7 protein-coding genes and 1 pseudogene are annotated in these 10,296 nt (G+C 37.6%); 4 read left to right on the top strand and 4 right to left on the bottom strand.

Annotated features, from left to right (window positions below; translation table 11 throughout):
• A pseudogene (locus tag ACIR131C_RS26710) lies at nt 1–210 on the top strand (hypothetical protein); the annotation flags it as partial.
• Here ACIR131C_RS26710 and ACIR131C_RS23875 read toward each other — a convergent pair.
• A complete protein-coding gene (locus tag ACIR131C_RS23875) occupies nt 153–4,877 on the bottom strand; it encodes a GAF domain-containing protein (RefSeq protein ID WP_028089844.1) in 4,725 nt (1,574 codons plus the stop codon). The pseudogene ACIR131C_RS26710 and the gene ACIR131C_RS23875 sit on opposite strands and share 58 nt — an antisense overlap.
• 390 nt (nt 4,878–5,267) lie before the next feature.
• Nucleotides 5,268–5,642 (bottom strand): c-type cytochrome, encoded by a 375-nt coding sequence (locus tag ACIR131C_RS0108485; RefSeq protein WP_028089843.1) that lies wholly within the window; start codon nt 5,640–5,642, stop codon nt 5,268–5,270.
• A gap of 199 nt (nt 5,643–5,841) precedes the next feature.
• On the opposite strand from ACIR131C_RS0108485, the gene petG reads away from it, so the two are divergent.
• Nucleotides 5,842–5,955 (top strand): cytochrome b6-f complex subunit V, encoded by a 114-nt coding sequence (gene petG, locus ACIR131C_RS0108480; protein ID WP_015078754.1) that lies wholly within the window; start codon nt 5,842–5,844, stop codon nt 5,953–5,955.
• A gap of 73 nt (nt 5,956–6,028) precedes the next feature.
• Here the strand turns inward: petG and rsmD are convergent, their stop codons facing one another.
• Both rsmD and hisH read right to left on the bottom strand, forming a co-directional pair.
• Nucleotides 6,029–6,586: a 16S rRNA (guanine(966)-N(2))-methyltransferase RsmD gene (gene rsmD, locus ACIR131C_RS0108475; protein ID WP_028084847.1), complete on the bottom strand. Its 558-nt coding sequence runs from the start codon at nt 6,584–6,586 to the stop codon at nt 6,029–6,031.
• A 316-nt stretch (nt 6,587–6,902) separates the two neighbouring features.
• Nucleotides 6,903–7,538, bottom strand: coding sequence for an imidazole glycerol phosphate synthase subunit HisH (hisH, locus tag ACIR131C_RS0108465; protein WP_028089842.1), 636 nt, complete (start codon nt 7,536–7,538; stop codon nt 6,903–6,905).
• A gap of 715 nt (nt 7,539–8,253) precedes the next feature.
• Here hisH and ACIR131C_RS0108460 point away from each other — a divergent pair.
• Together ACIR131C_RS0108460 and ACIR131C_RS22250 are read left to right on the top strand one after the other, a co-directional pair.
• Entirely contained in the window at nt 8,254–9,609 is a 1,356-nt protein-coding gene (locus tag ACIR131C_RS0108460) for a DUF3370 domain-containing protein (RefSeq protein WP_028089841.1), read from the top strand.
• Nucleotides 9,610–9,979: 370 nt separating this feature from the next.
• Nucleotides 9,980–10,222 carry a hypothetical protein gene (locus tag ACIR131C_RS22250; RefSeq protein ID WP_035371699.1) on the top strand — a complete coding sequence of 81 codons (243 nt, stop codon included), beginning with the start codon at nt 9,980–9,982 and terminating at the stop codon, nt 10,220–10,222.
• Nucleotides 10,223–10,296: the final 74 nt, after the last annotated feature.

Below are 10,296 nucleotides of genomic sequence, written 5' to 3'. Positions count from 1 at the left end.
GGGAACAGGGAACAGGGAACAGGGAACAGGGAACAGGGAACAGGGAACAGGGAACAGGTTTTGAGCAACTTTACTTTTCCTTACTTGTGTCGTTTTTTCCGTTCACCTACTTACCAATTACCCATTACCCATTACCCATTACCAATTACCCATTACCCATTACCTATCAAATTGTATCGGGGAATAGTAACTTTAAATATTGTTCCCTGATTTAGTTTGCTTTCTAGGGTAATTTTCCCTTGATGTTGATCAACGCATTTTTTAACTATTGCTAAACCTAAGCCTGTACCGGAAATATTACCAACATTAGAACCACGATAAAAAGAAGCAAATAAATTAACTTGATCTGTTTCAGAAATACCAATACCATAATCTTGAACGATAAAAACTATCTGTTTATCGGTGATATTCAAGCTGAAACTAACTGTACTACTTCCAGGAGAATATTTTATAGCATTAGTCAGCAAATTTGTGAGAACTTGACGGATGATTTTCGGATCAAATTCTGCAAATAAGGTATGGTCTAAAATTAGTTGGGTGCTATTTAAAGAAAAATCTATTACATGACTGTAGCTAGTTCCTTGTATTTCTCTTATGAGACGACGACAAAAATCAATAATATCTAATGTTTCTGGTTTAAACTCTATTTTCTCAGTTTCAACACTGTTGATCATCAGAACATCATCTAGTAGTTGAACAGTATACTTGATCGTTTTTTGGATCGTTTCTAAATGTCCCTGTTTTTTTTCAGCGTTGAGACGATCGCCAAAAGTTTGTAAAATCCCTGTAGATGAGGAAATAATAGCTAACGGTGTGCGAAATTCATGGGAAACCATAGAAACAAAACGCGATCGCATTGCGCTGATTTCTTTTTCTTGTTTGAGAGACTTTTGTAATTTCTCAAATAAATCTGCTTGTTGAATAGCTATTGCTAATTGATTGGCTATTTGTTGCAATAATTCGGCTTCAGATTCTTCCCAAATACGTTTTTCACCACAAGCATGAACAACCAGCACCCCCCAAAGTTTATTATGAGGATGATTTACCCAGCGCCCGTTTTCATTTTCTACCAAATCCTGCAAAATAGGAGCGACAATTTTAGATCTAATATTTCCTTGTCGAGAATAAGCTTTCAAGCAATCTGTCCAAATATCATCCATCACGTCGAGAACAATGCGCGGTTTTCCTTGCCAATAGTATTCTAAAATATCTTGTGACCATTTTTCATCTTCCCAATAACTATCTTTAAAAGTCATATAACCGTTAGCAACAGATTCTTCCACAATTTGACTTTTACCATCAGGAAATAGACGAAAGACAATCACCCTCTCAGCCTGGGTCAATTCTTGCACTTTAGCAGTAATAGTAGTTAAAATATGATTTAAATTCAGACTAGAGCGAATTTCTTGAGTGATATCTTGAATGGCTCTTTGTCGTTGTAGTTGCAGGTAAATTTCAACTTCAGCTTGCTTTCTAATTATTAATTCTGACTGTACTTGTTCATATAGCATAGATTGTTTAATGGCGATCGCTAATTGGTTCGCTATTTGTTGGACAAGTTCAATTTCAAAATCTTCCCAGTGACGAGGTTGGGAACATTGATGAATACACAACAAACCCCATAAATTTTTTCCCTGGATTAATGGTACAACTAAATTTGCTTTCACCTGAAATTGTGCTAAAATGTCTCGATGACAATCTGCGAGTCCCGCATTGTCAATATCATCTACTATTTGCATTCTCCCTGCTGCATAGTCGGGAGAAAATTTTTCACCAAAACATTGATCATGAACTTTCATTTCTAGGGCAGATATAAACCCAGGAACTACAGATTCTGAGACAAATTCACCATAATTAAAATTACTAACCGGATCAAATTTAAAAATTCCCACCCTGTCAGCATTCATTAATTGTCGTATTTCTGCCGCAGCCGTATTAAAAATAGTATGTAAATCGAGGGACTGACGAATGCGTTGGGTTGTCTCCCTGAGTAAATGTTCTCTTTCTGCTTGCTGCTTAATTTTTTGTTCTGCTTGTTTCCATTCCGTAATATCTCTATTCACCCCAATCACTCGTTCTGCTTTTCCCTGGGAATCACGCTTAATAATGCCGTAAGATTGCAGAACACGAATTTTACCATCTGGTAAAACTATTCTAAAATCCATCTCAAATTCCTCACCATCTTTGAGCTTATGTTGTAGAATTTCATTAACTCTGACTGCATCCTCTGGATGTAATGCCGTTTGCAAAATTTCCATACCATCTTTATATTCCAATGGGTTGACCCCATAGAGTTCATACATCTTCTTGTCCCAAATTGTATGATTATTGTCGAGATCCCATTCCCAAATAGCAATTTTTGCAGCTTTGATTGCTAATTCTAAACGACTGGATAGGTTTTGCAGTTGTACTGTGCGTTTCTGTACTCTCGCTTCTAGTTTTTGATTAAATTGAGACAACTGATTTAAAGTTGCTTGTAATTCCTCTTCTTTTCGCACTAGTTGAGTGATATCAGTATTTGCACCAGATACTCGCACCGCTTTTCCAGTTTCGTCCCGGAGAATATAACTTCTACAGTTAATGAAGATATAATATTCTTGTTTATGTCGCAGCCGAAACTTTGACTCAATAAACTCTATATTTTTATCATCTAATGCTTGATTGAAGTTGCCACGGATAGGATCTATATCCTCTGGGTGCATAAAATTCTCCCAGAAGCTTTCAGATTTGAGATAAAGTTCTTCATGTTTATAACCCAGCAGGGAAAACCAACGAGCGGAATAATAAATAGTATCGTCTAGAATATCCCAATCCCACCAAGCATCATTTGAACCCTTGAGAACTAGAGATAATCTTTGTTGTAGTTTTTCTGATTTTTGGAATAATTTAGATAATTTTTCCTCTGAATTTTTGCGAACAGTAATATCAACTATAGCTCCAATCACAACGACAATCTCACCTTGATCATCTAAAACTACTTGATTGCGATCTTCAACCCAAATGTAATTACCATCTTTACGTCGCAGACGATATTCTGTGGACAAAGGACTTTTCTGAGCTAGGTTTTTTTGAATCAAAGAATATAGTCTGTCTCGATCTTCTGGATAAACTATATCCATAAATTCAGCTAAATTTCTCGGACATTCTGAATATGAATAACCCAAAACTTCTTCCATATTAGCTGCCCAAACGGGAGCATCCTTGAGTAAATTATATTCATACATAATTTGTCCACTAGCTGTACTTGCTAATTCATAGCGATTTTTCCATATTTTCAATTCTGCTAACTGTTGTTTAATTAATTCTTCTGCTTGTTGTCGTTGATGAATTTCAATTTGTGTCTGTTGATAAATATTTGCTTGTTGAATCGCAATTGCGACTCGCAGTGATATTTGTTGTACCAATTCGATTTCCTCAAGTTCCCAATTGTGGGGAATATCGCGGTAACTTGCTAACATTAGTCCCCAGAGTTGATTTTCAACAATTAACGGAGATAATAGTTTACCGCGAATATCAAGGTCCTTTAACATCTGCTGATGACACTGAGTTATGGATTCAGTGTTAATGTCATTAATTACCCGAATTTGCCCTTGACGGTAAAGTTCAAGCCATTCTGGACTGATACAGGGATCATGTACTTCTTGATGAAGAACTGAATGTCCACCAGCAACAATTGCTTCAGCGATAACTTGACCACGAAAATCACCACTGAATTGGTAAACAATCACGCGATCGCAGTTTAATAGCGATCGCACTCCTACAACTGTGTTGTTGAGAATCTCTTGTAAATCTAGAGATGAATAAATTTGCGTAGCAATTTGATTAATTAATTTTTCTTGTTCTGCTTTTCTTCTCAGTTTAATAGTGCGCTCTTCTATTTGCTTTTCTAACTCAAGAGTACGATTTCCTAGCAGTTGTATTTTCTCTGTTTCTAGTTGTAATACTTTTTCTTGTAACACTGCTGTTAGTTTATATAATTCCCAAGGATTAAGGGCTTCTAAAATACTGCTGTGGGTAACGATACCTACTAGTTCCCCTTTGCTTCCTGTCACTGCTAAACGCTGAATAAATCGCTGTTCCATTATTTGCTGCACATTCCACAGAGATTCATCAACAGTCACGCAGAAAACAGGTGTACTCATGACAGTTTGTGCTAAACAGGTGTCAAAATTCACGCTTAAAGCTTTAAGCTGTACAATATCATGCTCTGTCACCATACCCAGAGGAATTGTTAAAGATGCTTGTGTTTCTACAATCATCACCGAACTGACTTGATTTTCTGTCATTAAGCGAGCGATCTCTAATATAGAAACATTAGCAGGCGCACATAAGACATTGGTAGTCATGACCTCATGAACCAACCGCAAGCGCAACAAGTCTACAGGACGAAGTATCTGCCGTAAAATTTCGTAAGTCAGCAGTCCCACCAGTTGATTTTCCTCATCAACTAGTGGTAAATGACGAATGCGGTGGTGTTGAAGGAGATTTAGGGTAAAAAACAGGTCTGTAAATTTTGACTCCTGCAAGGTGATTACAGGATGAGTCATAACCTCACGGAGGGCTAAATCTTCCAGGTTTGGCCTTTGGGCGCTGATTTCAACCACATCCTGTTGCGTAAAGATGCCTACTGGACGATTATTTTCCACAATTAGGACACAACTGCAACAGGCTTGAATTTGTAAATGTTCTAGATAGTTATTAGCGGAATGTGGGATAGAACAAACTGCTGGTACGGTCAGCCATAGGGGGTTTGCTGCTATTCCACTCATTTGCACTACAGCCTCTCTAACTGTTGTATCAGCAGTTGCTAGTAATGGGTTATAAATAATAGCTGACTTTAATTCCGTTGCACTGATAGCATTTACAGGTATCAACATTCAAGTTTATCTATTTGGTTTGTATAAATTACAGTTAATTTACTAATTTTACAATAGCTTACTCGTTTTGATCTGCCATAGGTTAGATAGTTTTACGACTCAATGTTAGCACAGATGATTATCTTCGACTATATCTGACTATTATTTTCGTTATTTAAACCGAATATTAAACCATACTTCACTATACTTCATTCTCATGCTTGTGGGGTGGGCATCCCTGCCCGCCCTAGTATATAAATTAGGCACACCCGCCTTAGTATATAAATTAGGCACATCTGCCCTAGTATATAAATTAAGTATCCCTGCCCCAGTATATAAATTAGGCACACCTGCCCACACCTGCCCTAGTATATAAATTAGGCACACTTACCCAACTTAATGTATAAATATTCATAGAGTTTCCAAGTAGCTTAAAAGGTCTGCCATTTCCTGGACATTGGGTTGGAATTTTGGCATGGGGGGCGTTTCCCCACTAGTTACTTGACGAATTAGTCCATAGCGGGATTTGTATTTAGAGATTTCATGTAGAGTTGGACCGACTAGTCCATTTGCTTCTAAACCATGACAGCCAGCGCAGTTGATTTGGAAAATAGCTTTTCCTTGTACTGGGTTTCCCTGAAGGGAGAGAACACTTTTAACATAAGGATCAGAGGCTTGCACTATCTCAATCCCAAACAGGACTAAAGGCAGGGTTATCAGCATCGCTATAGTAAAGATAACGATCTGTTGAATCAGGGTTTCAGGTTTTATCAGATGGTTATCCAAAAGAGTTGCTTCTACAGTCTTCAAGTTTTCATTGCCTACACATAGCTTAAAATTTATTGACTGTGTTCGCAAGTACATAAGATGATTTTTATATAGTATTTAGATTTAAGACTGCTATGGAACGCGGGATTAATGCCAAATTTGGTAAAATCAAAAACAGGAAACGAATCTTTCAATAATCGCAACAAGGAGCTTTACAGTGGTTGAACCTCTATTATCAGGTATTGTGCTTGGTTTGGTTTTTGTAACTTTAAGTGGACTTTTTTACGCTGCTTATAGACAATATAAGCGTCCTACAGAATTAGGCGGCTGATATTGATTGAGAAGCTAGGGAAGAGGTAAGAAGTAGAAAGCGGGGAGCAGGGGAAATAATTACCCATTCCCAATTACTCATTACCAATTCCCTGCTCTTGATAAAATGTCAAGGCTGTGTTACCATAGCTTTTCTGTCGGCAGATTTCCCAGTTGGGAATTGTTAGCGGTGTCCAATCTTGGTGACGATGTTCCACTGCTATTTCTCCTGGGGAATCTAAAAGCTGATACTGAGCGATCGCTTGTAATACTGGTTCATATAATCCACTAGCATAAGGTGGGTCAAAATATATTTTGTCAAATTTTTGACCTGATAATTTTTTTAACTGTTGGGTGACATTTCCCCGCAATAGTTGAAATTTCTGGTTAGGATTGGCTACCCGTTGCCAATTTTCTTGGATGATGGCGCAAGCAAGACTTGACTGTTCAATACCAATAACGACGCTGGCTTCCCTACATAAAGCCTCAGCCCCCATTGCCCCGCTACCGGCGCACAAATCTAGCCAACGGCAACCAGTAATTGTTCCTTGCCAAATATTAAATAATGCTTCCCTGACTCGCGCACTCGTAGGTCTGGTATTTTCACCTGGTAAGGTTTTCAGCAGACGATTTCCGTAAATTCTCAAACTCATTAGTTATTGGTAATCGGATTTTGGATTTTGGATTTTGGATTGATTCCGGGGATAAATCCGAGAGTTTTGAGCATCTCTGATTTTAGATTTTGGATTTTGGATTTTGGATTGATTCCGGGGATAAATCCGATGGTTTTGAGCATCTCCGATTTTAGATTTTAGATTTTAGATTTTGGATTTTGGATTTTGGATTGATTCCGGGGATAAATCCGATGGTTTTGATGATCAACGGCCGATTTGTCATTAATCTTAAACTTATAGCTAGTAGCAGATAATGCTATCAGAGTTTAACAACCGAAAACAAGGTCAACTTTTATTAAGCAAAAACTTTTTCGTGGACTTGAGCCACAAAATTAGATAATATTTGCAAGCCGACATTTGATGATTTTTCGGGATGGAATTGCACAGCCATGAGATTTTCCTGAGCGATCGCGGCCGTAAAAGTTTGATTTCCATGGGTAACAGTAGCCGCGCGGACTTGGGGATTTGTAGGTTCAACATAGTAAGAATGAACAAAATAAACCCAAGGATCGGTGGGTAAATGTTCCCATAAAAGATTTTTTGGTTGCTTGAGTTGGAGTTGATTCCAACCCATATGGGGAATTGTCATTCCAGGTTCAGAACGAAAACGGTGGACTTTTCCAGGAACAATTCCTAGTCCTGGTAACGTGCCTTCGGCGCTGGATTCAAACAAAATTTGTAATCCTAGACAAATACCCAAAAACGGTTTACCAGAAGCGATCGCATCTTTAATAGGTTTTTCCAAACCACGCGATCGCAAATGTTGTACCGCTGGATCAAATGCTCCCACGCCTGGTAAAACTATAGCATCTGCTTTCGCCAACTCTTGAGAACAATAGGTAACTTGAGGAGTTGCACCAGCTTTTTCTAATCCTTTGCAGACAGAGTGCAAATTTCCCATATCGTAATCAACAACTGCAATCACTGGCATTTAGCTACTCCTTGTAAATTTATGAGGAAGGGCATTTATTTAATTATTCTAATTCTAAATAATATTTCTTATGCAGAACAAAAATACTATTAACTTCTTTTGAGATTTGGCTAAGTCAACAAGAGTCAAAAGCCAATGACTTGTTACTCGCACTAGCCAAAATGGCTTCACTCTCCCATGATTTCAATTTTTTGCACCGTTTATCTGTAGATGTATAACTGGCCAGTTTCCGCGTCATTGCCAAAATCAATCACTTTTAGCCTGATTATATTAAGTACCTGGGCAAAATTAATTGTACATTTGGCAAAACAATAGAAATCTCTGTATCTCTTGTCTGTCACCCGTCACCTGTCACCTTTCCTAAATATGAAATTTATTTTCCACTACTACTTATCTGTTGTGTCACGGCTGCCAGTCCTTCACCATTAGGGGAACAAGTTCCAGACTGTAGTATAAGTATTTTGCCTTTAGGGTCGCTAAATTCTAGCGAAAATATTTTGTAAACTACCGTTGATATGGAAAAATTATTAGTGCCAACAGCAGCAGTTGAGATTAGTTACAATTGTCATAACTTTGACTATGAGGATTTTGTTGACCGTATTAGTCTGTGGACTAGATAGTGCCAATATTTACTTATGGAATGCCGATTTGATCATCAAAAACTTGGCACTTTTCTAAAAAAATTAACGTCTTTGGGAAAAAATTACCTAATATTATGTTGCCCCTATTACTTTCTTTGGCTCTTGTCCAAGCAAATTTGGTGACATCACCAGAAGAAATATTACAAGTACAATCAGTACGCCCTTTGCCAGGACAATTAGATTCAGTACCAGTATTTAATAGCAATAGTCCAGAATTGGTATTAAAGGAAGGAATTTTACTTTCTACTTTTCCAGCAGCCGGAAAAAAAGTTACATCAGCCCATTTAAATTTTCCCTTCCGTGGCCCATTTGATATTTTTGCCCATCATGTGACTAAAACTGAATTACTGGAAAATTTACCTTCTCTTTATTTGGGTATTATTTTACATAACCCTGGTTCTCAACCAGTGACAGTAAATATATTACAAGCTGCTAGTTATTTAAGTCAACCAGATGCCCCATTTCAGGAATTATCATCTTTAATTCCTAATGACTTAGGAACAGTGTTTGCAGGTCCAGGTAGTCGCGTTATGTCTGATATTTTGAGGGGTAGAAGACAGGATATTTTTCCCCCGCAAATTGTCATTCCCCCCGGTCAAAGCCAAATGTTATTAAATTTACCAATTCCTGTTCAAGGGTTAATACCACCTTTGAATGGTCGTTCTACATATCTGCGATTACGAAGTAATGGTAATATTTACGCTGCTAGTTTGGCGATGTTTGCCCGTAAAAATATTGATGGTAGTGAACGCGCACCTAATTTATCAGAATGGCAAAATTTATTAGATAATGGTGAATTATCCACTCCTAGAGATAAAATCCCCACTCCCATTACAGGAAATAATAAACCGGGAATTTACGGGCGTGTAGCTGGAGTATCAAGAGGCTCTCAATGGCGGGCTTATGTAGTAGATCAACCTAAAAGTAAGTATTTAACTATTCCTCAACCTGGTACGGGGTTTTCCTATGGGTTGAGTACCTTACATGGAGGAACTTTCGGCACAAATCAAATTCAAACTGCACCCATGTTAGTCCGTTATTCTGATACGGCTTATTATGCTCATGGTAATTATGGTGTTCAGTATAGTCTGAAGTTGCCTTTATACAACAATACTCAAAATGAACAAACTGTAAGTGTGACAATTCAAACTCCTCTGAAAGAGAATGAGTTAAGTAAATCGGGAATCCGTTTTCTTAACCCACCTGCGCGTCAAGTCTTTTTTAGAGGAACGGTGCGCTTACGTTATCAAGAACAGGGAAAATGGAAAAATAAGTTTCTACATTTAGTGCAAAAGCGTGGTGAAATGGGAGAACCATTAGTAGTATTGAATATTAAACCAGAAAATACATCTTTAGTACAATTAGACTTTCTTTATCCTCCAGATGCTTCTCCTCCACAGGTTTTAACGGTGTCAACTCAGATTAGATAGGGTTTTCAGCTAGTTTTGCGATAAATGCAAGATAATAATGCTATTTCTGCATTATTGACTTGCATTGGTTGTTAAAATGAGAGATCATAAAAATGAAATTGTTTATCAGAAAAGGCCGTAATACCCCATCCCTCTACAGGGTGGGTATGTAAAGCGGGTAAAAATTAAACACCATTCAAGGGATATTCGCAGCTTAATCGTGAGAAAGGGTAGTTTAATTTTTACCAATCTTAGGGATTGACTAATTTCCTAAAGCATACTATGGAGATAAAGTTGATAATCCCAGGTATTTGCGGAAGTCAGAAAAATCTTTTATGAAGTCAAGTAGTGGGTTTTATCTTAACCTCAGTTCTTTTATGGGAGTCTAAATATGACCACGGACAGAATTGGATTGGCTAAAGAGACATTAAAAACGCATCAAGAAAATATGCGAAAAACTCTAGAACATCGCTTACAAGCAGCTATAAACCAGAATGATGAAAACCTATTGCATCTGTTAGAAGCAGAAATGCGGGAACACAGTCAATACTCTCAACCCTCTGCTGTTAAAGTTGATTTCTTTAGTTTTATACGTAACACAATGACTATTAACCATCCAAAAATGGAAAGATAGTAAATTAGCTATTGTTTTGCTGCATTATGATACATTAGGTCAAAGCGAAAATGAGTTGTAGTGGGTAATTACTA

The organism is Dolichospermum circinale AWQC131C, assembly GCF_000426905.1.
GTDB lineage: Bacteria > Cyanobacteriota > Cyanobacteriia > Cyanobacteriales > Nostocaceae > Dolichospermum > Dolichospermum circinale.
This window is presented reverse-complemented; position numbering and strand designations above follow the sequence as displayed.